Genomic DNA, 25,094 nt, shown 5'->3' on the forward strand with positions numbered 1-25,094 from the left:
TGCACGGGTACGCTACCCCTGCAGGCGCGGGCTTACTCGCGAAAGGGCCGGCACAGGCAACACAAATGTCCTCGATCATCGGTTATCCTCAGGCCATCGCCAGCCTTCGGAGCCACCATGACCTCTCCTCGTCTGCTCGTTCCCCTGAGCTTCGCCCTGCTTTCTGCCTGCGCTCAACAACCCTCGCAGCCTGTTGACCTGGACGCCGAAAGCGAATGCCCAAAGCGCCTGCAGGTCGGTCAGGTCCTCACGCTTACCCTGCCCAGCAACCCCACCACCGGCTACCGCTGGCTGGTACAGAACCCGGCGCCCAACGTATTGCAAAGCCTTGGCCCCGAGGTTTACAGCGCGCCTGAAGACACCGGTATCGTCGGCAGCTCGGGCATGTCGACCTGGCGCTTCCAGGCCCGCGCTGCCGGCGAAGGGAACCTGGTATTGGTCTACCAGCAACCCTGGGCCCCGGAAGTGCGCCCGGTGCAGACCTTCGATTGCGCCATTCGGGTCAATTGAACGCACAGCGCTGGTCAGCCAACCATGCATCCCGGCTGCGGTTTGGCTAGAATGCGCCCCCTGCCTATCACCAGCCGCCTGGATTCGCCGTGAGCAAACAACCCGACCGCCTTTTCTCCCAACCCCTGGAGCAGGTGCCCGACTTCGTCTTCAACGAAGACGTCGTACGTGTGTTCCCGGACATGATCAAGCGCTCGGTGCCCGGTTACCCAACCATTGTCGAGAACCTCGGGGTTCTGGCCGCCCGGTTCGCCCAGCCAGGCACCGCACTGTACGATCTGGGCGCATCGCTGGGCGCCGTTACCCAGTCGCTGCGTCGCCATGTGCGCAGCGACGGCTGCAGGGTAATCGCGGTGGATAACTCCGCTGCCATGGTCGAGCGCTGCCGGCAGTACCTCACTGCACAAGATTCGATGTTCCAGGAGTTGCTGCCGGTGCACGTGCTGGAGGCCGATATCCTTGCCCTGCCCTTCGAGCCGGCCTCGGTAGTGGCGATGAATTTCACCCTGCAGTTCATTGCCCCTGACCAGCGCCTTGAACTGCTCGGGCGAATCCGCCAGGCGCTGCTGCCCGGCGGCGCGCTGATTCTGTCGGAGAAGCTGCGCTTCGCCGATGAGCAAGCGCAGGACCTGCTCAATGAACTGCACCTGGATTTCAAACGGGCCAATGGCTACAGCGAACTGGAGATCGCCCAGAAGCGCAGTGCCATCGAAAACGTGATGAAGCCCGATACACTCGAAACCCACCAGGAACGCCTGCGCGCAGCCGGCTTCTCGAAAGTGGTGCCTTGGTTCCAATGCCTTAACTTCGCCTCGTTGATAGCCCTGCCATGATCGATCTGTCTCCCCTCGTCCGCCGCCTGGCGGGCACGCCCCTGGCTTCCTGGTCGCAAGGCCTGCAAGCGCAACTCGACGCCAAGCTGGAAAAGGGTCACGGTGACCTCGACCGCTGGCGCGGGGCGCTGGAAGCCCTGCCCGCCCTGCAACCCAGTGAAGTCGACCTGGTCAACGGGTTGCGTCTGGATTGCGACTGCGACGACGCCACCCGCGCGCAGATGCGCCAGGCACTGATGGGCCTGTCGCCCTGGCGCAAGGGGCCATTCGACCTGTTTGGCGTGCACGTTGACACCGAATGGCGTTCGGACTGGAAGTGGTCGCGGGTCGGCCCGCACCTGGACCTCAAAGGCAAACGCGTACTCGACGTGGGCTGTGGCAATGGCTACTACCAATGGCGCATGCTCGGCGCCGGCGCAGACATGGTGGTTGGGGTCGACCCCAACTGGCTGTTCTTCTGCCAGTTCCAGGCCGTGCAGCAATACCTGCCGGAGTTACCGGCCTGGCACCTGCCGTTCGCCCTGGAAGACCTGCCCGCCAACCTTGAAGGTTTCGATACCGTGTTTTCCATGGGCGTGTTCTATCACCGCCGCTCGCCCATCGAGCACCTGTTGGCGCTCAAGGAATGCCTGGTCAAAGGTGGCGAGCTGGTGCTGGAAACGCTGGTTATCGAGGGCGACGAAAACCAGGTGCTGGTGCCTGAGGACCGCTACGCGCAGATGCGCAACGTCTGGTACCTGCCGTCGGTACCGGCGTTGGCCCGCTGGTTGCGCCGTGCCGGCTTCAGCGATGTGCGCTGCGTCGACGTGAGCGTGACCAGCGTCGAGGAGCAGCGCAGCACCGATTGGATGCGCTACCAGTCGCTGAGCGACTTCCTCGACCCGAACGACCACAGCAAGACCGTCGAAGGCCTGCCGGCCCCACGCCGCGCCACCCTGCTGGCGCGCAAATAAAAAAGGCGCCCGCAGGGGCGCCTGAATACACCTGCGGCGAGGAGCCGTCGCGGCGCAGGTGTCGTTACCTCAATCCTTGGCCACCTCACGCGCCTTCTCTTGCGCCTTGCGCTCGCGCTCGGCAACAGCCTGTTGCTTGTCGCCATGCAGACGCTGCTGGTCTTCGCGGAAGGCTTGCCAGAACTGCTTCGAGCGCTCCGCACCGCCCTCGGCATAAACACTGGCGCTGCCCAGGGCAAGGGTGGCCAACAGCAGGTATTTGGTCAGGTTCATCGTGTTTGCCTCGTAATAACCGATCAGACACGGCCATCCTAGCGAGGGCTGGCTAACGGCAAGGTGAGGCGGGGATTACAGTCCTGCAATGTGGCCTTGTGTGGACTGTTCGAACCTCTTCGCGGTTAAACCCGTTCCTACAGGCGCGGGTTTACCCGCGAAGAGGCCCGAATAGACAGCCAGATAACAGCAGAATTACAAATCCGTTATCTGCACCGCAGGCCTTTTTTCATGCCGTAACATTGGAGCGCTTGACCCTGATGTCACTACAGGGTCAAGAATCGCCCCATTTCAATACACCGAGCCCCCCATGCGCCTACTGATCATCGAGGACGAGCTGCGTACCGCCGACTACCTGCAACAGGGCCTTCGCGAGAACGGTTACGTGGTCGACTGCGCCCACACAGGCACCGACGGCCTGCACCTGGCACGCCAACAGGCCTATGACCTGGTCATACTCGACGTCAACCTGCCCGAAATCGATGGCTGGACCGTGCTACAGCGGCTACGTGCCGAATCGGCCACGCGCATCATGATGCTGACCGCCCACGGTCGCTTGGCCGACCGGGTAAAAGGCCTGGACCTGGGCGCGGATGACTACCTGCTCAAGCCCTTTGAGTTCCCTGAGCTACTGGCGCGCATCCGCAGCCTGCTACGCCGCAACGACCAGCAACTGCAGCCCAGCACCCTGCGCGTCGCTGACCTGGAACTGGACCCCGGCCGCCACCGCGCCTACCGCGCCGGGCAGCGCATCGACCTGACCGCCAAGGAGTTCGCCCTGCTGCACCTGCTAATGCGCCAGACTGGCGAAGTGTTGTCGCGCACGCAGATCATCTCGCTGGTGTGGGACATGAACTTCGACTGCGACACCAACGTGGTCGAGGTCTCGATCCGGCGCCTGCGGGCGAAGATCGACGACCCGTTCGACAACAAGCTGATCCATACCCTGCGTGGTGTGGGCTACGTACTTGAGGCTCGCCTTTGAAAAATGCCAGCCTGTCGTTACGCCTGGGCCTGAGCGTGACATTGATGGGCGCCGCACTGGTGCTGCTGCTGGCCTGCCTGGCCGTGTTTGCCCTGGATCACGAACTGGACAGCCGCGCGCGCAAGGATTTGGCGCGCAAGATGCTTCAGGTCGAGCACAACCTGCGTGTCGACCTGCGCAGCGAGGACCTGGGCAGCCGCGCCCATCCACTGCTGGACCTGGTGATGGGGCATGACAACCTAAGCCTCAGTGTGCTGGCTCTCGACGGCCGCCACCCCCACCTGCTCAGCCTCGGCCCGGCCCTGGAATCGCGGGTCGGTGAACTGCACACCGATGCGCGCCTGACCTTTCACGCCTGGCGTGACAGCGGCGGTAACCAGATCCTCACCGTTACCCGGCTGATGCGCCTGCGCGACAACACCCCTGTCAAGGTGATGATGTCGCTCAACCGCGCCGACGACAACGCCCTGCTGCAAGCCTACCTGCACTCGACGTTGCTCGCCTTGCCACTGCTACTGGTTTTGATTGGTGCGGGGGCATGGTGGCTGATGCAGCGCGGCCTGAAACCATTGCGGCACTTCCGGCGCATTGCCGGGCAGGTGTCGGCCCAGGACCTGCAGCATCGCCTGCCCGCTACCGCCCTGCCGCAGGAACTGGCAGACCTGGCCGGCAGTATCAACGTGATGCTCGATCGACTCGACCAAGGTGTCAGGCAGCTGTCGCAGTTCTCTGACGACCTGGCCCATGAACTGCGCACACCGTTGAGCAACCTCATGGGCAAGGCGCAGGTGACACTGGCCCGTGAGCGGGACAACGCCAACTATCGGGAAGTGCTTGAAGACACCATCGAAGAGCTGACCCGGCTCAACCGCATCATCAACGACATGCTGTTTCTTGCCCAGGTCAGCCAGCCGCATACGCAGGTTGCGTTGAAACCCTTGGCGCTGTCCGACGAGGCAGCGCGGGTTGTCGAGCTGTTTGCCTACAGTGCCGAGCTGAAAGAAATTGAGCTACGTGTTCAGGGCTGGGGGACAGCGCTGGGAGACCGGCTGATGTTTCAGCGGGCACTGTCGAACCTGTTGAGCAACGCCATACGGCACAGTCCCGAGAGTAAACCCGTGGCTCTGCGCATCGAACGCTCGGGCAGCGAAGTCAGGCTATCCGTAGAGAACCAGGGGCCGGGTGTGCCTGCAGAGCACCAGTCGCGCTTGTTCGAGCGGTTTTACCGGGTAGGTTCGGGGCGTTCGCGGCTGGAGGGCGGGACCGGGTTGGGGTTGGCGATCGTGAAGTCGATCATGCAGTTGCATGGCGGGCGGGTCGAGGTCAGCAGCAGCCCCCTGGGGCCAACCCGGTTTACCCTGGTGTTTCCTGCCGAGTGATCGGCCGCCTGTACCGGCCTCTTCGCGGGCAAGCCCGCGAAGAGGCCGGTACAGGCGGCCGACAATCAGCGCGAAGCCGCCACGATCAGCGCCTTCATCTCGGCCACAGCAGCCTTGAAGCCGACAAACAAGGCATGCGCCACCAGCGCATGGCCAATGTTCAGCTCATTGATACCCTTGATCGCCGCCACCGCCTCGACGTTGTGGTAGTGCAGCCCGTGACCCGCATTGACGATCAGCCGATGCCCCACGCCAAACGCCACACCCTCGACGATCCGCTGGAGCTCTTCAGCCACTTCGGTGGGGGTTTCGGCATCGGCATAACGGCCGGTGTGAAGCTCGATGGCCGGTGCGCCAACCCGACGCGAGGCCTCGATCTGCCGTTCGTCGGCGTCGATGAACAGCGACACCTCGGCACCGGTACGCGCCAGCCGTTCGACTGCAGCCTTGATCCGCGCTTCCTGCCCTGCCACATCCAGGCCACCTTCAGTGGTCAGCTCCTGACGGGTTTCGGGTACCAGGCAGATGTGCGCCGGGCGAATTTTCTCGGCAAAGGCCATCATCTCTTCGGTGACGCCCATCTCGAAGTTCATGCGGGTCTGCAGCACATCCTTGAGCAGCACAACGTCACGCTCCTGGATGTGCCGGCGGTCTTCACGCAGGTGCACGGTGATGCCATCGGCGCCTGCTTCCTCGGCGTCCAGGGCAGCCTTGACCGGGTCAGGGTAGCGCGTGCCACGGGCCTGGCGCAGGGTCGCCACGTGGTCGATGTTGACGCCAAGAAGCATGCGGTTGCTGTGAGTCACGAAAGGCTCTCCTGAAGATTGAGCCCAACAGCATACGTCCTGATCAGCGCTTGCGAAACAGTTCCCGGCTGACCAGCGGTTTTACCCCCAGGTGAACTGCCAGTGCCTGGCGCATCAGCCGCTTTGCAGCGAGCAAGGCGCCGGGTTCGTCCCAGTCGGCTTCAGCCAGGGCCAGCAACTCGATCCCACGAAACAGGCCGGGCTGCAACAGCTCGACCCGCTCCAGGCCGGCATCCACGCGCAGGCGATACAGGCCGTCGGCGGCGATCGGCTGGTCGTTGACGTCTTGGCGCAATGAAAACGCATACCCGAGTTCATCAAGCAGCCGCCATTCGAACGAACGCAGCAGAGGTTCCAGCGGGCGGCCTTCAGCCAGGGCCTGCAAGGTCAGGGTGTAGTGCTCGAAAATGGCCGGAAACGGTGCTTCGGCGGGCAGCAGCCGCATCAGCAACTCATTCAGGTACAACCCGCTGAACAGCGCATCGCCATGCAGCCAGGCGGCGATGCCGTTGCTGTCCATGCGGCCGACATTCTTCAGCTCGCCGCGCCCCCGCAGCTCTAGCTCCAGGAGGACGAACGGCCGCACCAGGCTACCGCCCTTACCCCGCGCGCGACGCAGCACGGCGCGCATGCGGCCCTGCGGGGTGAAAAAGTCCACCAGCGCGCTGGTTTCCTTATAGGCACGGCTGTGCAGCACGTAGGCTGGCTGGCCGACAGGTTGTTCCATTAAAAATCACTCGCGCCGAGGGTTGCACTGGCCCTTGTGGGAGCGGCCTTGTGTCGCGAAAAGGGCCGCAAAGCGGCCCCAGATTTTTAGCTTCGCAGCATAAATCGCCGGGGCTGCTGCGCAGCCCTATCGCGACAAAAGGCCGCTCCTACAGGGACCAGCGCGCGGCTTACAGGTCGCCGTAGCCCAGCGAACGCAGGGCGCGCTCGTCGTCGGACCAGCCGCCCTTTACCTTGACCCACAGGTTGAGCATGACCTTGGAATCGAACAGCACTTCCATGTCCTTGCGCGCCTCGGAACCGATGCGCTTGATGCGCTCACCCTTGTCACCAATGATGATTTTTTTCTGGCCATCGCGTTCAACCAGGATCAACGCGTGAATGTGCAGCACATGGCCCTGCTGCTTGAATTCTTCGATCTCCACGGTGATCTGGTACGGCAACTCCGCACCCAACTGGCGCATGATCTTCTCGCGCACCAGTTCGGCGGCCAGGAAGCGGCTGCTACGGTCGGTGATCTGGTCTTCGGGGAAGAAATGATCGTTCTCGGGCAGGTGCTTGGCGATCTGTGCTTCCAGCGCCTCGAGATTGTGCCCCTGCTGTGCGGAAATCGGCATCACCTCGGCGTTCGGCAGCTGCTCTTGCAGCCACTGCAGGTGCGGGATCAGCTCGGCTTTCTCTTCCATACGGTCGGTCTTGTTGACCGCGATGATCAGCGGGCCGGTGACATATTGCACGCGCTCCAGCACCAGTTGGTCCTCGTCGGTCCACTTGGTACGGTCGACCACGAAGATCACCACGTCGACGTCCTTGAGGGCCGCCGAGGCATTGCGGTTCATGTAACGGTTCAGGGCCTTGTCGTTGGCCTTGTGCATACCGGGGGTATCGACGTAGATGGCCTGCACATCACCTTCGGTCTTGATGCCGAGCATGTTGTGGCGGGTGGTCTGCGGCTTTCGCGAAGTAATCGCCAGCTTCTGGCCCAGGATGTGGTTGAGCAGGGTCGACTTGCCGACGTTGGGACGGCCAACAATGGCTACGTAGCCGCAGCGGGTCGGGTTGCTATCAGTCATTGCCATTCTCCACGCCCAGGGCGATCAGTGCAGACGCGGCGGCGACTTGCTCGGCAATACGCCGGCTAACGCCTTGACCACGGCTCTTGTTGTTCAGCAGTACCACTTCGCATTCGACGAAGAAGGTCCGGCAGTGTGGTTCACCCTGGATATCCACGACTTCGTAACGCGGCAGCTCACAGCTGCGCGACTGCAGGAACTCTTGCAGGCGGGTTTTCGGATCTTTATTGGTGTCGACCAGTGTCAGGCCTTCAAACTCATCGGCCAGCCAGGCCAGAATGCGCTCCCGGGCGGTGTCCATGTCAGCGTCCAGGTAGATGGCACCAATCAGTGCCTCCAGGGCGTCGGCCAGGATCGACTCGCGGCGAAAGCCGCCGCTCTTGAGTTCTCCGGAACCCAGGCGCAGGTAATCGCCCAGATCAAAACCACGGGCCAGACGGGCCAGGGTCTCCCCCTTGACCAACCGCGCACGCAGCCGCGACAACTGGCCTTCGCGAGCCTGCGGAAAACGCTCGAACAGCGCTTCGCCGGCAACGAAGTTGAGAATGGCGTCACCGAGGAACTCCAGGCGCTCATTGTTGCGCCCGGCGTAACTGCGATGGGTCAGTGCCAGGAGCATCTGGTCCTGGTTCTTGAAGGTGTAACCGAGCTTTCGCTCCAGACCGGCAAGGGAAGCACTCATGCGGCCACCCGATCGTTGTTCAACGCGTTGTTCAAATCAACATCCTGAAAGACTGTTTGGCTGTGGTCCGCCGATTGATGTGTGGCGAATCTCCCGATCCCTGAGAACACAGCCTATGTCAGAAATGCATTCGGCGCTGTCTGCTGGACAGCGCCGATGGGTATCAATGGATCAGGCCAACCCGCGACAGGTTGGGCAAGTGGCTGAGTTTGGGCTCAGGCCAGCTCATCCACACCGCGAAGGCCTTGCCGACAATGTTCCGGTCCGGAACCATGCCGTGCAGTTCCTTGGGAATGTTCGGGTCATCCCAGAAACGGCTATCGTTGGAGTTGTCGCGGTTGTCGCCCATCATGAAGTAATGGCCCGCAGGCACGGTCCACTGCTGGTCCGGCGGCATGCGATAACGGCTCATTTCCTTGCGGATCAGGTGTTCGGCCGCGCCGAGCTTTTCCTTGTACAGCTGAGCACTGCCCAGGGTACCCGGCTCGCTGCCCACCAGTTGTTCGGCAACGGGCTGGCCGTTGACGAACAGCCGCTTGTCGTTGGTGTAGCGGACTACGTCGCCCGGCAGGCCAACCACACGCTTGATGTAGTTGACATTCGGGTCACTCGGGTAGCGGAACACCATCACATCCCCGCGTTGCGGGTCACCGACCTCGATGACCTTCTTGTCGATCACCGGCAGGCGAATGCCATACGAGAACTTGTTCACCAGGATGAAGTCGCCCACTTCCAGGGTCGGTTTCATCGATCCCGAAGGGATCTGGAACGGCTCGACCAGGAACGAACGCAGCACCAGCACGATGAACAGCACCGGGAAGAACGACTTGCCGTACTCGACCAGCAACGGCTCCTTGTTCAGCCGTTCGACCACCGCCATCTCAGGCTGGCTGACGCTGCCCTGATAGTTGGCGATTGCCGCACGCCGGCGCGGGGCCAGGAACAGCAGGTCGATCAAGCCCAGCAGACCGCAGATGAAGACGGCGATGACTAGCAACAGCGGGAAATTTAGCGACATAGGACCTAGCTATCCAACCTGAGCACGGCGAGGAAGGCTTCTTGTGGAATTTCCACATTGCCCACCTGTTTCATGCGTTTCTTACCGGCCTTCTGCTTCTCCAGCAGCTTCTTCTTACGGCTGACGTCACCGCCGTAGCACTTGGCCAGTACGTTCTTTCTGAGCGCCTTGACGGTTGTCCGCGCAATGATCTGGCCGCCAATGGCTGCCTGGATCGCTACGTCGAACATCTGCCGAGGGATCAGTTCCTTCATCTTCTCGGTCAACGCACGGCCTTTGTAGGCCGCGTTGTCGCGGTGCACGATCAATGCCAGGGCATCGACCTTGTCGCCATTGATCAGTACGTCCAGCTTGACCAGGTTGGCCGACTGGTAGCGATCGAAATGATAATCCAGCGAAGCATAGCCGCGGCTGGTGGATTTGAGGCGGTCGAAGAAATCGAGCACCACTTCGTTCATCGGCATGTCGTAACGCACCTGCACCTGGCTGCCGAGGAACTGCATGTCGCGCTGTACGCCACGCTTCTCGATGCACAGGGTGATGACGTTGCCCAGGTGCTCCTGCGGAACCAGGATGGTCGCGGTGACGATCGGCTCGCGGAAGTCGGCTACAGCCGAGACGTCCGGCAGCTTGGACGGGTTGTCGACGACGATGGTTTCGCCGGTTTTCAACTCCAGCTCATAGATCACGCTGGGTGCGGTGGTGATCAGGTCCAGGTCGTATTCGCGCTCCAGGCGCTCCTGGATGATCTCCATGTGCAACATGCCCAGGAAACCGCAACGGAAGCCAAAGCCCAGCGCGTCGGAGCTTTCCGGCATGTACTGCAGCGAGGAGTCGTTCAGGGTCAGCTTCTGCAGAGCGTCGCGGAAATCCTCGAAGTCGTCGGAGCTGACCGGGAACAGGCCAGCGTAGACCTGCGGCTGAATCTTCTTGAAGCCTGGCAACACCTCGACCTCAGGGGTCGAGGACAGGGTCAGGGTGTCGCCAACCGGGGCACCGTGGATGTCCTTGATGCTGGCGATGATGAAGCCTACTTCGCCGGCTTTCAGATCAGCGGTCTGGGTGTGCTTCGGGGTGAAGACACCGACGCTGTCGACCAGGTGCACCTTGCCGGTGGACTTGACCAGGATCTTGTCGCCTTTCTTGACGCGGCCCTGGCGCACACGCACCAGCGAGACCACACCCAGGTAATTGTCGAACCAGGAGTCAATGATCAGCGCTTGCAGCGGTGCATCGATCTCACCTTCTGGCGCGGGGATGGTGTGCACCAGGCGCTCGAGCACCTCGTCAACGCCCATACCGCTCTTGGCGCTGCAGGCCACGGCGTCGGTGGCATCAATACCGATGATCTTCTCGATCTCGTCCTTGACGCGGTCCGGGTCGGCCTGGGGCAGGTCCATCTTGTTCAGGACCGGCATGACCTCCAGGCCCTGCTCGATGGCGGTGTAGCAGTTGGCTACGGACTGGGCTTCCACGCCCTGACCGGCGTCAACCACCAGCAGTGCCCCTTCACAGGCCGCCAGCGAACGCGAAACTTCGTAGGTGAAGTCGACGTGGCCGGGGGTATCGATGAAGTTCAGCTGGTAGGTCTTGCCGTCCTGCGCCTTGTAGTGAAGGGTGACGCTGTGGGCCTTGATGGTGATACCGCGCTCACGCTCCAGGTCCATGGAATCGAGCACCTGGGCTTCCATCTCGCGCGCCGACAGGCCACCGCACATCTGGATGAAACGGTCAGCCAGCGTCGACTTGCCATGGTCGATGTGGGCGATGATGGAGAAATTGCGGATATGACTCAAATCACTCACGGGTCAACACTCGAAAAGGCTGCGAGCCGGACGCCCGCCGAAAAATAGCCGGGAATTGTACCTTAAGCTGCTGGGTTATGGGAGATTCCTCTGTCCGACTGTACACAGCAATCATTCCGGCAATTGTGAAGATTCATGAAAAAGGGCAGCCGAAGCTGCCCTTTCGCCTTGCGAAACCGCTTATTCAGCAAGCTTGAAGGTGATGAAGCTGGCGCGGCCCTGACGCAGCACGCGCATCGACACAGAACGGTTCTTCGGCAGTTCCTTGGCGATTTCGGTGAATTCCTTCGCCGAACCGATAGCCTGGTTGTTCAGATGGCTGATGACATCACCCGGGCGCAAGCCGATCATGGCTGCCGGGCCATCCTGCACTTCCTTGATGACCACGCCACCTTTGAGCTCCAGGGACTTTTTCTGCTCGGCGGTCAGGTCGGCGACCGATACACCCAGGCGGTTGCTGCTGCGCTCGGCGCCGCCTTCGGTGCCAGCGCCAATCTCAACGTCGTCATCCGGCAGTGCGCCGACGCTGATGTCCAGGTTCTGGCGCTTGCCGTTGCGGATGATTTCCAGCCTGGCCTTCTCGCCATCCTTGAGGCTGCCAACCAGGTGCGGCAGATCGGCGGACATGACAATTGGCTGGCCGTTCATGCTGAGGATCACGTCGCCCACCTGCAGGCCGCCTTTGGCTGCCGGGCCGTTTTCCAGCACCTGGGCCACCAGGGCGCCCGCCGGCTTGTCCAGGCCAAACGATTCAGCCAGGTCCTTGTTGACCTCCTGAATCACTACGCCCAGCCAGCCGCGGCTGACCTTGCCGTCTTTCTTCAGCTGGTTGGAGACATCAATCGCCACGTCAATCGGGATGGCGAACGACAGCCCCATGAAACCGCCAGAACGGGTGAAGATCTGCGAGTTGATCCCCACCACTTCGCCTTTCATGTTGAACAGGGGGCCGCCGGAGTTACCCGGGTTGATGGCCACGTCGGTCTGGATGAACGGTACGTAGGTGTCATTGGGCAGGGTCCGGCCCTTGGCGCTGACGATACCTTTGGTCACCGAATGGTCGAAGCCGAACGGCGAACCGATGGCCAGTACCCACTCGCCCACCTTGAGCTTCTCGGAGTCACCCAATTTCACCGTTGGCAAATTCTTGCCATCGACCTTCAGCAGCGCCACGTCAGTACGCGGGTCGGTACCCACCAGCTTGGCCTGGAGCTCGCTACGGTCCGACAGGCGGACGATGATCTCGTCGGCATCGGCCACCACATGGTTATTGGTGAGCACGTAGCCATCACTGGAGATGATGAAACCCGAGCCCAGCGACTGCGCCTCGCGCTGGCGGTCGCCGCGCGGCGAGCGCGGCTGCTGGGGCATGTTGCGCTCGAAGAACTCGCGGAACATCGGCGGTAGGCCTTCCAGGTCCGGCATCTGGCCTGCGGCGATTCGGCGGTCAGGCAGCTTCTGCTTGGTACTGATGTTGACCACCGCCGGCGAAGCCTGCTCCACCAGGGTGGTGAAGTCCGGCAGGGCTTCCTCGGCCTGGGCGGTGAGGACTTGGCCGAGCATCAGCACAGCAGCGAACATCATTAGGTAGGATTTCAAGCGTGGTATTGACATACGACTCCCGTCACAACGAGCGGTAGTTTGGAAAGACCCCTGCACAACGCAGAAAGGCCAGGCTCTTCAAAGCCTGACCTATAGAAAATTTGCCGATGGATTGCAAATGACAATGCTTTAATTTCATTTCAGCCGTATACCCGCCCACCTTGGCTCGGCACGCAAAAGCGCGCCATTACTGGCGCGCCTGGGCATCCTGGGGGCGCATCGACAGGGCAACGCGCTCTGCCGTACCCAGCGGAATTTCGCCAACCACGGTCACCATCACCTTGCCCTTGGGTGTGTTCAGGCGACGCGAGACTGCCGAGGTCGGGCCTAACTGGGTGCGCATGTCGGTGCCGCCATCATCGCTCACTTGCTCGATGAACACCGAAAAACGCGCCAGGCCGTCGTCATACATCAAGCTGCTGACCGAACTGTTGCGCTTGGGATCACGGCGTACCGAGCTGTTGACCAGCTCGAAACCGGGTGGCAGCCAGTCCGAACGCCAACCCGCGACGGTATCATTGCTGCCGGCGGCCACATGTTGCACCGGCTTGCAGGCAGCACCTGGGCGCAGGTCTGCGTCGCTGGGGACATCATCGGTATCGAGACGGGTCATCTGGAAGCGTTCCAGCAACTGCCCCTTGTCGTTGAGCATCAACGAACGCAGCGGCAAACCCGAATGACGGTCCAGATGCAATTCAAATGCATAGCGATGCTGGTCGCGTGGCGTTAGCGTAATGATCACGGCATCGCGCCCGGCGACCCGTGACTTGCCTGCCACACTCAAATCGTACCAGCCCATCAGTTTCAGCGGATCAAGCACACGCGGCGCGGTATCCGGCGGCGCCGTGACACCGCTGGCCAAGGCCCCGCTGACGCACTCCACCTTGCCATCCACGCGCACGATTTCCTGGGCGGCGCCATCAAGCTGCAACAGCCGCTCGCTGACCTTGCCGTCGTCGACCCTGTGCCAGATGTCGTGGGAGGAGAAACTGCCGTTGCGTTCGTAGACGAACGACCCTTGATAGCTCTGTTTTTGCTCGGCCTGTGCCAGCTTGTTCAACCACTCACTCGCCTCAGGCGAAGAATTGGCCGCCAATGCTGGCACCGTCATGCAGCTGCCAATCAGCAGCGACAGGAGAGGTAGCGCGCGCATGATCCTCCTTACTTAACGGTTTTCCAGGCTGGCGGCGCGGGCATACGGCAATGCGGTTTCAGTGCCCTTGAGCGCAGATTCCTGGGCATGCTGGCGCAGGTAACCTGGCAGACGCTGATCCCAGCCGGCCTGGTTCTGCAGCACGCCATTGGCCATCGGCCCGGTCGGTTGCTCACTGCTCTCACTATAGCCTGCCAAAACGGCCGGGCCTTGCGCTTGTGGCACACTCAGGCCCTGTTGGACAGGCTGCTGGGCAGCAAGCTCTGCACCCGTGATCTCGTCCTGGTTGTACATACGCACACCGGCCAGTACCGCGACGGTAACCGAGGCGGCTACCGCCAGGCGGCCAATGCTGCGCCAAGGGCCTTTCTTGACCTTGGCTGGCACGGCTTCGTCGGCCAGCGCCGCGGACACCGCCGAGGCGATATCCAGGTTAGGCAGCAGCAGCTCCTTGTGCATGGCTGCACGGGCAACCTGGTAACGCGACCAGGTGGCACGGGTTTCGGCGTCGTCGACGGCGTTCAACACCCGACGCAGTTCCAGTTCATCCGCTTCGTTATCCATCACCGCGGACAGCGATTCCTGCAAAGCTTCACGACTCATGGCGGTTCCTCTCTTGGCGCTGTCGCCGCTGTCTCAGGTTTCCTGCAACAACGGCTGCAGGGCTTTATCTATGGCCTCCCGAGCGCGGAAGATTCGAGAGCGCACGGTACCCACCGGACATTGCATGACACTGGCAATGTCTTCGTAACTCAGCCCGTCGAACTCGCGTAGCGTCAATGCCGTACGCAGGTCTTCGGGCAGTTGCTGGATGGTGCGATGGACAGTGCCTTCGATTTCATCCCGCAACAACGAGCGCTCTGGGGACTCGAGATCCTTGAGACCATGATCGCCGTCGTAAAACTCCGCATCCTCGGAGCTCACATCACTGTCTGGCGGCCGTCTTCCACGGGACACCAGGTAATTCTTCGCCGTGTTGATGGCGATGCGGTACAGCCACGTATAAAACGCACTGTCGCCGCGGAAGTTGCCAAGCGCACGGTAGGCCTTGATGAAGGCTTCCTGTGCTACATCCTGGGCCTCGTGGGTATCGTGGACAAACCGCACGATCAACCCGAGAATCTTGTGCTGATACTTCAACACCAACAGATCGAAAGCTCGCCTGTCGCCGCGCTGAACGCGCTCGACAAGCTGCTGATCCTCTTCCTGGGTTAGCATGAACACTCCTCAGTGAACTCGAAGGAGCGTTGCATCAGCCATCGCTCAGGCTTGCAAACATAGACTCGGGCTTTGCGCAAAAGTTCTCCCCTCCAAGCAAGTTTCCTGCAGCCCTTGGTCGGCTTGCACGGAAGACGCGGCGCGGTCACGGCCGGCTACGTCGATAATCAGGTTTCAAATACGCAGGGGTAAAGCCCGGAAAGGCCTGCCGCCCTGCGTCGCCGCGGCAAATTGTGGCGTACGGGCAGCCTTCATAGGATTTCCGGCCATGTCGGAAAGTTCCCACAAAGGTCGTCGCAACCTGGCAAGTGGCATGGAAATTGGCCACCCGGGGCTGCTATAAAGGCATCCCGGCCACGTTTAACGATAGTTTCACAATGCCATCCGCGCGTGACCATTGTGCCGTGCCCCTCCCAAAGATTACTAGTGTCCCGACATGAGCCAACAATTCCAACATGATGTCCTGGTGATCGGCAGCGGTGCCGCCGGTCTCAGCCTGGCACTTAACCTCCCCAGCCACCTTCGCGTTGCCGTATTGAGCAAGGGCGACCTGTCCAACGGCTCGACCTTCTGGGCCCAGGGCGGCGTCGCTGCAGTGCTGGACAATACCGATACTGTGCAGTCGCATGTCGAGGACACCCTCAATGCCGGCGGCGGGCTGTGCCATGAAGACGCAGTGCGCTTTACCGTCGAGCACAGCCGCGAAGCGATCCAGTGGCTGATCGAACAAGGCGTGCCCTTCACCCGCGATGAGCACTACAGCGTCGACGATGGCGGCTTCGAGTTCCACCTCACCCGTGAAGGGGGCCACAGCCACCGGCGCATCATCCATGCCGCCGACGCTACCGGCGCGGCAATTTTCACCACGCTGCTGGAACAGGCTCGCCAGCGCCCGAACATCCAGCTGCTGGAGCAGCGGGTGGCGGTCGACCTGATCACTGAACGCCGCCTGGGCCTGCCCGGCGAACGCTGCCTGGGCGCCTACGTGCTCGACCGCAACACCGGCGAGGTGGACACTTTCGGCGCGCGCTTCACCGTGCTGGCCACGGGCGGTGCGGCCAAGGTCTACCTCTATACCAGCAACCCCGATGGTGCCTGCGGCGACGGTATCGCCATGGCTTGGCGGGCCGGCTGCCGAGTGGCGAACCTGGAATTCAACCAGTTCCACCCGACCTGCCTGTATCACCCGCAGGCCAAGAGCTTCCTGATCACCGAAGCCCTGCGCGGCGAGGGCGCCCTGCTGCGCCTGCCCAACGGCGAACGTTTCATGCCACGCTTCGACCCACGCGAAGAGCTGGCCCCACGGGACATCGTGGCCCGCGCCATCGACCACGAGATGAAGCGCCTGGGCGTGGACTGCGTATACCTGGACATCACTCACAAGCCCGCAGATTTCATCAAGAGCCACTTCCCCACCGTGTACGAGCGCTGCCTGGCCTTTGGCATCGATATCACCCGTCAGCCGATCCCGGTGGTGCCTGCGGCGCATTACACCTGCGGCGGGGTGATGGTCGACGACTGCGGCCACACCGATGTGCCTGGCTTGTATGCCATCGGCGAAACCAGTTTCACCGGCCTGCACGGCGCCAACCGCATGGCCAGCAACTCGCTGCTGGAATGTTTCGTATACGGTCGCGCCGCCGCTGCCGACATCCAGGCGCACCTGGGGCAAGTGGCCATGCCCAAGGCCCTGCCCGGCTGGGACGCCAGCCAGGTGACCGACTCGGACGAGGACGTGATCATTGCGCACAACTGGGACGAACTGCGGCGCTTCATGTGGGACTACGTCGGCATCGTGCGCACCAGCAAGCGCCTGCAGCGGGCCCAGCACCGCATTCGCCTGCTGCTGGATGAAATCGACGAGTTCTACAGCAACTACAAGGTCAGCCGTGACCTGATCGAGCTGCGCAACCTGGCGCAAGTGGCCGAATTGATGATCCTGTCCGCCATGCAGCGCAAGGAAAGCCGAGGGTTGCATTACACACTGGATTACCCAGGGATGCTGGACGAGGCCAAGGACACCATCCTTAGCCCGCTCTGATAGCGGCGTCGCGGCCTTCGCGGGCTCGACCGCTCCCACAGGGGTTTAACTGCCTTGCAGTTTTGCGCAGTACCTGTGAGAGCGGGCGAGCCTGCGAAGAAACTGACCCGGTGCTGATCTATGCCCGGCTCACCGCGGCCCAGCGCCGCCGGCTGAACTTCAATCGCACGCGCAATCGCCGATGCTCATCCGGCCCCAGCGCATCCCCCGGTACGCACTGGCTCTGCCCCAACCACCGCCCCGCCCGCTCAAAGCGCAACACCACCAGCCCAGGCAACGCCACGCTGTCCCGGCACAAGCGCACTGACTGCCACCCACAGGCACGGCTGAACACCTGCCAACCCCGCACATCACGGCGCAGGCCGACAACCGCATGCTCATGGGTCAACAGAATACGTCGGGGAATGGCCCAGCCAGCGTGGGCCGTACAGGCGGCGACAACAGAAAAGGCCAGCCACCCGGGCAGCGGGCTCGCCCACACGGCAAGCCACGCCAGTACCTGACAAGCCAGGTAGGCCGTCAGCAGCAGGCGCGAGCCTTGCCAACGGCACTCGAAACACTCACTTGGGCTGGACACGGTCCAGAATGATGCGGACCATACGCTGCAGTTCCGGGTCTTCGGACTCGGTGCGCTCCATGAACCAGCCGAACATGTCCTGATCCTCGCAGCTCAAGAGACGCACGTACAGTTCACGGTCGGTCTCATTGAGGGTGGGGTAGACTTCCTGGGTGAAAGGCACCAGCAGTACGTCCAGTTCCAGCATGCCGCGGCGGCTGTGCCAGAAAAGCCGGTTGAGTTCAGTTTGTTCGACCATGGGGCCCTCCTCGAATGGGCCGCCAGTATACAGCCCGGCGCGCGAAGCGACACCGGGCGTTGGTCTAGTCACCTACCTATTTTGTTACCGGCGTTCTATGATGGCCGCCAGTCTTTAGCCACCGCGATGACCCATGGCCGATTCCGCTTTCTTCTGCCCCCTGTCCCACGAGGGCATCCTCGCCGTCCGCGGCTCCGATGCAGGCAAGTTCCTGCAAGGCCAGCTGACCTGCAACATCAACTACCTCAGCCAGGAACACGCCAGCCTCGGCGCCCGCTGCATGGTCAAGGGGCGCATGCAGTCGAGCTTCCGCATAGTGCCCGAGGGCAACGGCTACTTGCTGGCCATGGCCAGCGAACTGCTCGACGCGCAACTGGCCGACCTGAAAAAGTACGCCGTATTCTCCAAGGCCACGCTGACCGACGAAAGCACCGCATGGGCACGCTTCGGCCTGCAAGATGGCGACACCGCGCTGCAGGCGCTGGGGCTTGTCGTGCCCGCAGCCGCCGGTAGCACCGTGCGCCATGACGGGCTGATCGCGATCGCCGTGTCCGCCGGCCGGGTTGAGCTGTGGGTGCCGGCGGCTGAGGCCGAGCCTGTACGCCAGGCCCTTGCCGCAGCGCTGCCCGAAGGCACGCTCAACGACTGGCTGCTGGGCCAGATTCGCGCAGGTATCGGCCAGGTCATGGGCCCGACCCGTGAGCTGTTCATCCCGCAGATGATCAACCTGCAAGCCGTCGACGGCGTCAGCTTCAAGAAAGGCTGCTACACCGGCCAGGAAATCGTCGCCCGCATGCAGTACCTGGGCAAACTCAAGCGCCGCCAGTACCGCCTGGCCCTGGACCAGCAGGCCATTCCGGCCCCGGGCGCCGAGATTTTCTCACCCACCCATGGGTCGTCGGTCGGTGAAGTAGTCATTGCTGCCGGCACCGGCACGGGCTGCGAACTGCTCGCGGTGCTCAGCGCCGAGGCGGTGGAAGACGGCAACCTGCACCTGGGCAGCCTCGAAGGCCCGCGCCTGCAGGTGCTGACCCTGCCTTACGAACTGGACCGCGACCGGGAAATCCAGCGCTGACCAGCCTGCCCCACCCCTGTGGCGGGGCCGCACCACCACTGCGGTAGACATGCCCATGAACAAGCTGGCCGAGTTGGTTCAAGCACAATTGCTCGACGCCATCGAAAAGGATGACCTGGTCCTGCCAACCCTGCCCGAGGTTGCCTTGAGCATCCGCGAAGCAGCGGAAGACAACGAGATCAGCGTAGCGGCCCTGAGCAAGGTGATCGGCCGCGACGCGGCCCTTTCAGCGCGCCTGATCAAGGTCGTCAACAGCCCACTGCTGCGTGCTGCGGTCGAGGTGACCGACCTGCATACCGCCATCACGCGGCTAGGCATCAACTACAGCTGCAACCTGGCCATCGGCCTGGTGATCGAGCAGATTTTCCATGCCCGCTCGCCGGCAGTCGAGCAGAAACTGCGCGATATCTGGGCCAGTAGCCTGGAAGTGGCGGGCATCAGCTACGAAATCTGCCGTCGCTTTACACCTCTGAAGCCTGACCAGGCCACCTTGGGTGGGCTGGTCAACCAGATTGGCGCGCTGCCGGTACTCATCTATGCCGAAGAGCACAACGAACTGTTGTCCGACCCGGTTTGCCTGCATTACGTGATCGAGCAACTCCAGCCGGTGCTGGGGGACAAGATCCTCAAGGCCTGGGAGTTTCCGGAGCAGTTGGTCAACCTGCCGAGCCAGGTTCATGACCTGGACCGCCAGACTGACAAGATTGATTACATCGACATTGTGCAGATCGCCCGCTGCATCAGTCAGCGCGGGCGCCACCGGCCATTGGCTGCGCTGCCGGCTTACCGCCATCTGGGGCTGCCGTTTGGCACCGAGCTGGAGGTCGATGAACTGCTAGAGGCGCGGAGCATGTTGCGCTGAGCTGTAACAGCCTGCCAGGGCCCTTTCGCAGATGAGCCCGCGAAAGGGTCGACACAGGCAAACCCTCAATCCGCAATAAAACTCACCCGCACCCGCAACCCGCCCTTCTCGCCATCATGCAGGCTCACCTGCGCCAGGTGCGCCCGACAGATCTCGCCAACGATCGCCAGCCCTAATCCACTGCCCTGCGCACTTCGCCGGTAGAACCGCTCGAACACCCGTTCGCGCTCGGCCTCGGGAATACCAGGCCCATCGTCTTCCACTTCCAGCACCGCCGGCGCCATTACCCGCAAAATCACATTGCCACCCGCTGGTGTATGCGCCAAGGCATTGTCCACCAGGTTGCTCAACAACTCATTGAGCAACGTCGGCTCCCCCTTCAGCCATACCGGCGCCTCGGCCTCCAGCGCCAGCGACACCCCGCGCTTGTGCGCCAATGGCGCCATGGCCATGCCCAGTTCACGGGCCAGCTGGCTCAAATCCAGACGCTGCGCACCGCCCTCGGCAATGGCCCGTGCGCCATTCTCGACCCGCGCCAACGACAGTAGCTGGTTGGCCAGGTGGGTCAGCCTGTCGGTGCCCTGGGCTGCAGACTCCAAGGTCTGCCGCCACTCCTGTGGCTCGGCCGAGCGCAAGCCCAGCTCGACACGTGCCTTCAACGCCGCCAGCGGCGTTCGCAGTTCGTGGGCCGCGTCGGCAATGAACTGCGCCTGGCGCTCGAACTGGCCACGCAAGCGCTCGGTAAAGTGGTTCAAGGCGCGCACCAGCGGGCCCAGCTCGCGCTGTACCTGTACCACCGGCAACGCTCGCAAGTCGTCCGGCTGACGTTCCTCCACCGCTGTGCGCAGGCGCTCCAACGGCCGCAACGCGGCACTCACGGCAAACCACACCATCACCAACGCCCCCAGTGCCAGCATGCCCAGGCGCAGCAGGGTATCGGCCATCAACCCTCGGGCCATACGCACCCGCGCTTCCTCGGTTTCGGCTACGCGGATTTCTGCCATGCCGTTCATGTTCGGCTCGCTGACCGGCTTCAGCAGGCTGACCACACGAACGTCCTGGCCCAGGTAAGTGGCGTTGTAGAACCGTGCCAATGCCGGATAGTCATCGGTGCGCGGCGTGCCAGGCGGCGGTGGCGGCAGGTTCTCGTAGCCAGAAATCAGCCTTTGCTGGATATCCAGCACCTGATAGTAAATGCGCCCCGCACTGTCATAGGCGAACGTGTCCAGCGCCACGTAAGGCACATCCGCGCTCAACGAACCATCGCGCTGCGACAGGCCCGCGGCGATGGTTCTCGCCGAAGCCAGCAGGGTGCGGTCGTAGGCGGTGTCGGCGGCCTCGCGGCCATTCCAGTAGGCGCTAAGGCCGCTGGCCAGCATCAGCACCACCAGCAACAGCGCCAAATTACCCAGCAAGCGCCCGCGCAGGCTGCCGTTGTCACGCATCGCGGTGCTCAAGCAAATAACCCAGACCACGGAAAGTGACGATGGCTACGGGGTGCCCGTCGAGCTTCTTGCGCAGCCGGTGAATGTAGATTTCGATGGCGTCAGGGCTGGCTTCTTCGTCCAGGCCAAACACCTGGGCAGCCAGTTGCTCCTTGCTCATCACCCGACCCGGGCGGGCGATCAGCGCTTGCAGCACACTCTGCTCGCGTGAGGTCAGCGTCAGGTTGTCATCACCGAGGGTGAAGCGCCGGGTGTCCAGGTCATACACCAACGGCCCACAGCGTTGCTGTCGCTCGCCACCGAGCACACTGCGGCGCAGCAAGGCCTTGACCCGCGCTTCCAGCTCGGTCAGCTCAAACGGCTTGGCCAGATAATCGTCGGCGCCCAGGTTCAGGCCATGGACCCGGTCCTTGACGTCGCTGCGCGCAGTCAGCATCAGCACTGGCAAGGTTTTGCCACGGCCTCGCAAGCGCGCCAGTACCTCAAAGCCGTCCATGCGCGGCAGGCCGACATCCAACACGGCCACGGCGTATTCCTCACTGGCCAGCGCCAAGTCGGCAGCCACGCCGTCATGCAGCACATCTACGGTCAGGCCATGGCTTTTCAAGGCCAGGGCCACGCTTTCGGCCAGTTGCAGGTGGTCTTCGACCAGTAGCACACGCATCGGATTCTCCCGGCTCGGGTGGGGCGGTGGCGCGGAGTGTACCGCTGTCACCACGCCTGTGAAGCCCCTCGTGACAAACCTTTCACGCTGAAAGGTTAGCGAAAGGTTCGTTGCCTAGCATCGCACCACGGTCGCCCTTCGCGCCGAAAAAAGCACCAGCAAGGTGCAACGAATAAGAACAATAAACGGAGTCATCGACGATGCTGTCATTGCAGCCGCAGGCGTTCGCGCCTACCCGTTCCTTTGCCGCACGCCCCTCAGCCATCGCCAGCGCCCTCGCGCTTGCCGGTGTCGCCCCGATGAGCCAGGCCGCCTTCTTCGAAGACAGCACGGCCACCTTCGAAACCCGCAACATGTACTTCAACCGCGACTTCCGCGACGGCACCAGCGCGCAGCAATCCAAGCGCGATGAATGGGCCCAGGGCTTCATCCTCAATTTCGAGTCTGGCTACACCGATGGCACCGTGGGCTTTGGCCTGGACGCATTGGGCATGCTCGGCATCAAGCTCGACTCCAGCCCCGACCGTACCGACAGCGGCCTGCTGCCGACCCACGATGACGGCAAGGCTGCCGACGAATACTCCAAGCTGGGCCTGACCGGCAAGGTGAAGATCTCCCAGACTGAACTCAAGATCGGCACCCTGATCCCCGAACTGCCGACCCTGCAGCCCAACGACGGGCGTATCCTGCCGCAAACCTTCGAGGGCGGCCTGCTTACCTCCAAAGAGATCAAGGGCCTGACCTTCACCGGTGGCCGCCTGGACAAGGCCAAGGACCGCAACGACACCAACTGGGAAGACCTGGCGCTGAACAACAAGAACGGCCGCTTCGGTGGCAGCTTCAGCGCTGACAACCTGGCCCTGGGCGGGCTCGACTACCAGTTCACCGACCGCATCACCGGCAGCTACCACTTCGCCCAGCTCGACGATATTTACCGCCAGCACTTCATCGGCATGGTCGCCACCCAGCCATGGGGCCCGGGCACCTTGGGTGCCGACCTGCGCCTTGCCATCAGCGACGACGCCGGTGCAGCCAAGGCCGGCAACATCGACAACACCACCGTCAACGGCATGCTCAGCTATGCCCTGGGCGGGCACAAGGTCAGCGCCGCCTGGCAGCAGTTGTCCGGCGAAAGTGCCTTCCCGTATGTGGATGGCGCCGACCCGTACCTGGTCAACTTCGTCCAGATCAACGACTTCGCCGGTGCCGACGAACGCTCCTGGCAGGCGCGCTACGACTACAACTTCGCCGCGCTCGGCGTACCGGGCCTGACCTTCATGACCCGTTACATCAGCGGTGACAACGTCAGCCGTGCTGCCGGTGGCGAAGGCAAAGAGTGGGAACGCAACACCGAACTGAAGTACGTGGTACAAAGCGGCCCGTTGAAGAACGTCGCCGTGCGCCTGCGCAACGCCACCTTCCGCTCCAACTTCGCCCGTGACGCGGATGAAGTGAGGCTGTTGGTCAGCTACAGCGTGGCGCTGTGGTAACCCCATAGCGGTAATCCAATAACAACAACGCTCACGGAGATCGACGATGACCTTTTCACTGCGCCGCCTCGTCCTCGCTACCGGCTGCCTGCTGTTGGCCGGCAACGCCCTCGCTGCAGAACCGAAACGCCCCGAATGCATCGCACCCGCCTCCCCTGGCGGTGGCTTCGACCTGACCTGCAAGCTGGTGCAAAGCGCACTGGTACAAGAAAAAATCCTCAGCAAGCCGATGCGCGTCACCTACATGCCCGGCGGTGTCGGCGCGGTCGCGTACAACGCCGTGGTCGCCCAGCGCCCGGCAGACGCCGGCACGCTGGTGGCCTGGTCCAGCGGCTCGCTGCTTAACCTGGCTCAGGGCAAGTTCGGCCGTTTCGACGAAAACGCGGTGAAATGGCTGGCTGCCGTCGGCACCAGCTACGGTGCCATCGCAGTGAAGAGCGACTCGCCCTACAAGACCCTTGATGACCTGGTCGCAGCGCTGAAGAAAGACCCGAGCAAGGTCGTGATCGGTTCCGGCGGTACCGTCGGCAGCCAGGACTGGATGCAGACCGCGTTGATCGCCAAGGCCGCAGGCATAAACCCGCGCGACCTGCGCTACGTGGCCCTGGAGGGCGGCGGCGAAATCGCCACGGCATTGCTGGGCGGCCATATCCAGGTCGGTTCTACCGACATTTCCGACTCCATGCCGCACATCCAGAGCGGCAACATGCGCATCCTCGCGGTGTTCTCTGAAAACCGCCTTGACGAGCCGGAAATGAAAGACATCCCTACTGCCAAGGAGCAGGGCTACGACATCGTCTGGCCGGTGGTGCGCGGTTTCTACCTGGGGCCAAAAGTGAGCGACGAGGACTACGCCTGGTGGAAGGCCTCGTTCGACAAGATGCTGGCCTCCGAGGACTTCGCCAAGCTGCGAGACCAGCGCGAGCTGTTCCCGTTCGCCATGACCGGCGAAGAGCTGGACGGCTATGTGAAGAAGCAAGTGGCTGACTACAAGGCACTGGCCAAGGAATTCGGCCTGATCCAGTAAGCCTGTCGGACTCACCACCCCCCCTGTGGGAGCGGCCTTGTGTCGCGATCGGGCGCGAAGCGGCCCCTGGCACAGCCGATACGATGCTTCGGACAGATCGCATCGGCAGGTTTAGCGGCCGCTTCGCGCCCGATCGCGACGCAAGGCCGCTCCCACAGGATGTGCATCTCACTTGAGCAATCCCAACGAGGATTCCCCAATGATCCTTCAACGCATTTTCGCCCTGGCTCTGCTAGTGGTGTGTGCCGCCCTGGCCGTGATGGCCTGGCCCTATCAGGCTGCATTTTCCTATGAACCGGTGGGCCCGCGCGCTTACCCGTTGTTAGTGCTAGGCCTGATGGGGCTGGGCCTGCTGTACCTGTTGTTCCGTCCGACGCCCATCGTGCGCAAGGATGAGGAACCGGAACTGGATCGCGAGACCCTGATCAAGATCACCGCCTGTGTCGGCCTGCTGATCGTCTTCGCCGCCACTTTCGAAGCACTCGGCTTCATCCTCAGCGCCATCCTGGTCGGCCTGCCCATGGCTCGGCTGTACGGTGGCCGCTGGCTGCAAAGCGCCATTGTGGTGGCCGGCATGAGCATTTTCCTCTACTGGCTGTTCGACCGTGTGATGGACGTGCCACTGCCCCTTGGCCTGCTGAGCGTACTGGAGAACTGAC

The 25,094-nt window shown here is 62.5% G+C and carries 26 protein-coding genes; 11 read left to right on the forward strand and 15 right to left on the reverse strand.

Annotated features, from left to right (window positions below; all coding sequences use genetic code 11):
• Positions 1-117 precede the first annotated feature (117 nt).
• The 3 genes from KW568_RS23460 (at position 118) to cmoB (ending at position 2,296) form a co-directional block, all read left to right on the forward strand.
• Positions 118-510: a protease inhibitor I42 family protein gene (locus KW568_RS23460; RefSeq protein ID WP_087535435.1), complete on the forward strand. Its 393-nt coding sequence runs from the start codon at positions 118-120 to the stop codon at positions 508-510.
• Between the two features lie 89 nt (positions 511-599).
• A complete protein-coding gene (cmoA, locus tag KW568_RS23465) occupies positions 600-1,343 on the forward strand; it encodes a carboxy-S-adenosyl-L-methionine synthase CmoA (RefSeq protein WP_004575434.1) in 744 nt (247 codons plus the stop codon).
• Complete coding sequence (gene cmoB / locus KW568_RS23470; protein WP_054888638.1) at positions 1,340-2,296, forward strand: tRNA 5-methoxyuridine(34)/uridine 5-oxyacetic acid(34) synthase CmoB; 957 nt, start codon at positions 1,340-1,342, stop codon at positions 2,294-2,296. The genes cmoA and cmoB overlap by 4 nt, the downstream gene beginning before the upstream one ends.
• 69 nt (positions 2,297-2,365) lie before the next feature.
• Here the strand turns inward: cmoB and KW568_RS23475 are convergent, their stop codons facing one another.
• Positions 2,366-2,569, reverse strand: coding sequence for a hypothetical protein (locus KW568_RS23475; RefSeq protein ID WP_003252072.1), 204 nt, complete (start codon positions 2,567-2,569; stop codon positions 2,366-2,368).
• 310 nt (positions 2,570-2,879) lie between these two features.
• On the opposite strand from KW568_RS23475, the gene KW568_RS23480 reads away from it, so the two are divergent.
• Both KW568_RS23480 and KW568_RS23485 read left to right on the forward strand, forming a co-directional pair.
• Positions 2,880-3,554 carry a heavy metal response regulator transcription factor gene (locus KW568_RS23480; RefSeq protein ID WP_003252070.1) on the forward strand — a complete coding sequence of 225 codons (675 nt, stop codon included), beginning with the start codon at positions 2,880-2,882 and terminating at the stop codon, positions 3,552-3,554.
• A complete protein-coding gene (locus KW568_RS23485; protein WP_259536944.1) occupies positions 3,551-4,933 on the forward strand; it encodes a heavy metal sensor histidine kinase in 1,383 nt (460 codons plus the stop codon). Before KW568_RS23480 ends, KW568_RS23485 begins: the two co-directional genes overlap by 4 nt.
• 65 nt (positions 4,934-4,998) lie before the next feature.
• Here KW568_RS23485 and pdxJ read toward each other — a convergent pair whose 3' ends face one another.
• From pdxJ to rpoE, 10 genes are all read right to left on the reverse strand, one after another.
• Entirely contained in the window at positions 4,999-5,721 is a 723-nt protein-coding gene (gene pdxJ, locus KW568_RS23490) for a pyridoxine 5'-phosphate synthase (protein WP_409077988.1), read from the reverse strand.
• Between the two features lie 61 nt (positions 5,722-5,782).
• Positions 5,783-6,466: a DNA repair protein RecO gene (recO, locus tag KW568_RS23495; protein ID WP_087535436.1), complete on the reverse strand. Its 684-nt coding sequence runs from the start codon at positions 6,464-6,466 to the stop codon at positions 5,783-5,785.
• A 169-nt stretch (positions 6,467-6,635) separates the two neighbouring features.
• Positions 6,636-7,538: a GTPase Era gene (era, locus tag KW568_RS23500; protein ID WP_003252061.1), complete on the reverse strand. Its 903-nt coding sequence runs from the start codon at positions 7,536-7,538 to the stop codon at positions 6,636-6,638.
• On the reverse strand, positions 7,531-8,220 hold the full coding sequence (rnc, locus tag KW568_RS23505; protein WP_003252059.1) for a ribonuclease III: 690 nt from the start codon (positions 8,218-8,220) through the stop codon (positions 7,531-7,533). The genes era and rnc overlap by 8 nt, the downstream gene beginning before the upstream one ends.
• 163 nt (positions 8,221-8,383) lie before the next feature.
• Positions 8,384-9,238 carry a signal peptidase I gene (gene lepB, locus KW568_RS23510; protein ID WP_003252057.1) on the reverse strand — a complete coding sequence of 285 codons (855 nt, stop codon included), beginning with the start codon at positions 9,236-9,238 and terminating at the stop codon, positions 8,384-8,386.
• Between the two features lie 5 nt (positions 9,239-9,243).
• Positions 9,244-11,043, reverse strand: a complete 1,800-nt coding sequence (gene lepA / locus KW568_RS23515) for a translation elongation factor 4 (protein ID WP_010952535.1) — start codon at positions 11,041-11,043, stop codon at positions 9,244-9,246.
• Between the two features lie 180 nt (positions 11,044-11,223).
• The gene (locus tag KW568_RS23520; RefSeq protein WP_003252054.1) at positions 11,224-12,627 is read right to left on the reverse strand and encodes a DegQ family serine endoprotease; all 1,404 of its coding nucleotides are present in this window, start codon (positions 12,625-12,627) and stop codon (positions 11,224-11,226) included.
• Positions 12,628-12,832: 205 nt separating this feature from the next.
• Positions 12,833-13,798, reverse strand: a complete 966-nt coding sequence (locus KW568_RS23525; protein WP_003252052.1) for a MucB/RseB C-terminal domain-containing protein — start codon at positions 13,796-13,798, stop codon at positions 12,833-12,835.
• Between the two features lie 12 nt (positions 13,799-13,810).
• A complete protein-coding gene (locus tag KW568_RS23530; RefSeq protein WP_003252050.1) occupies positions 13,811-14,401 on the reverse strand; it encodes a sigma-E factor negative regulatory protein in 591 nt (196 codons plus the stop codon).
• A 33-nt stretch (positions 14,402-14,434) separates the two neighbouring features.
• Positions 14,435-15,016: an RNA polymerase sigma factor RpoE gene (gene rpoE / locus KW568_RS23535; RefSeq protein WP_003252049.1), complete on the reverse strand. Its 582-nt coding sequence runs from the start codon at positions 15,014-15,016 to the stop codon at positions 14,435-14,437.
• A gap of 436 nt (positions 15,017-15,452) precedes the next feature.
• Here rpoE and nadB point away from each other — a divergent pair, with 436 nt between their 5' ends.
• Positions 15,453-17,057 carry an L-aspartate oxidase gene (gene nadB, locus KW568_RS23540; RefSeq protein WP_004575167.1) on the forward strand — a complete coding sequence of 535 codons (1,605 nt, stop codon included), beginning with the start codon at positions 15,453-15,455 and terminating at the stop codon, positions 17,055-17,057.
• 118 nt (positions 17,058-17,175) lie between these two features.
• Here the strand turns inward: nadB and KW568_RS23545 are convergent, their stop codons facing one another.
• The gene (locus tag KW568_RS23545) at positions 17,176-17,634 is read right to left on the reverse strand and encodes a protein YgfX (RefSeq protein WP_014859160.1); all 459 of its coding nucleotides are present in this window, start codon (positions 17,632-17,634) and stop codon (positions 17,176-17,178) included.
• Positions 17,618-17,872, reverse strand: a complete 255-nt coding sequence (locus KW568_RS23550) for a succinate dehydrogenase assembly factor 2 (protein WP_003252043.1) — start codon at positions 17,870-17,872, stop codon at positions 17,618-17,620. The genes KW568_RS23545 and KW568_RS23550 overlap by 17 nt, the downstream gene beginning before the upstream one ends.
• Positions 17,873-18,005: 133 nt before the next feature.
• Between KW568_RS23550 and KW568_RS23555 the strand changes: the two genes are divergently transcribed.
• Both KW568_RS23555 and KW568_RS23560 read left to right on the forward strand, forming a co-directional pair.
• A complete protein-coding gene (locus KW568_RS23555) occupies positions 18,006-18,947 on the forward strand; it encodes a folate-binding protein YgfZ (protein WP_259536964.1) in 942 nt (313 codons plus the stop codon).
• A gap of 55 nt (positions 18,948-19,002) precedes the next feature.
• A complete protein-coding gene (locus KW568_RS23560) occupies positions 19,003-19,809 on the forward strand; it encodes an HDOD domain-containing protein (protein ID WP_004575165.1) in 807 nt (268 codons plus the stop codon).
• 65 nt (positions 19,810-19,874) lie between these two features.
• Here KW568_RS23560 and KW568_RS23565 read toward each other — a convergent pair whose 3' ends face one another.
• Together KW568_RS23565 and KW568_RS23570 are read right to left on the reverse strand one after the other, a co-directional pair.
• Complete coding sequence (locus KW568_RS23565) at positions 19,875-21,254, reverse strand: sensor histidine kinase (RefSeq protein WP_003252031.1); 1,380 nt, start codon at positions 21,252-21,254, stop codon at positions 19,875-19,877.
• Positions 21,247-21,918 carry a response regulator gene (locus tag KW568_RS23570; RefSeq protein ID WP_003252029.1) on the reverse strand — a complete coding sequence of 224 codons (672 nt, stop codon included), beginning with the start codon at positions 21,916-21,918 and terminating at the stop codon, positions 21,247-21,249. The genes KW568_RS23565 and KW568_RS23570 overlap by 8 nt, the downstream gene beginning before the upstream one ends.
• A 200-nt stretch (positions 21,919-22,118) precedes the next feature.
• On the opposite strand from KW568_RS23570, the gene KW568_RS23575 reads away from it, so the two are divergent.
• From KW568_RS23575 to KW568_RS23585, 3 genes are all read left to right on the forward strand, one after another.
• A complete protein-coding gene (locus tag KW568_RS23575; protein ID WP_003252026.1) occupies positions 22,119-23,408 on the forward strand; it encodes an OprD family porin in 1,290 nt (429 codons plus the stop codon).
• A gap of 46 nt (positions 23,409-23,454) precedes the next feature.
• Positions 23,455-24,435 (forward strand): tripartite tricarboxylate transporter substrate binding protein, encoded by a 981-nt coding sequence (locus tag KW568_RS23580; protein WP_003252023.1) that lies wholly within the window; start codon positions 23,455-23,457, stop codon positions 24,433-24,435.
• Between the two features lie 199 nt (positions 24,436-24,634).
• A complete protein-coding gene (locus KW568_RS23585; protein ID WP_003252021.1) occupies positions 24,635-25,093 on the forward strand; it encodes a tripartite tricarboxylate transporter TctB family protein in 459 nt (152 codons plus the stop codon).
• Position 25,094: the final 1 nt, after the last annotated feature.

Origin of the sequence: Pseudomonas sp. HD6515 (genome assembly GCF_024971855.1) — a bacterium.
Taxonomy (GTDB): Bacteria; Pseudomonadota; Gammaproteobacteria; order Pseudomonadales; family Pseudomonadaceae; genus Aquipseudomonas; species Aquipseudomonas alloputida.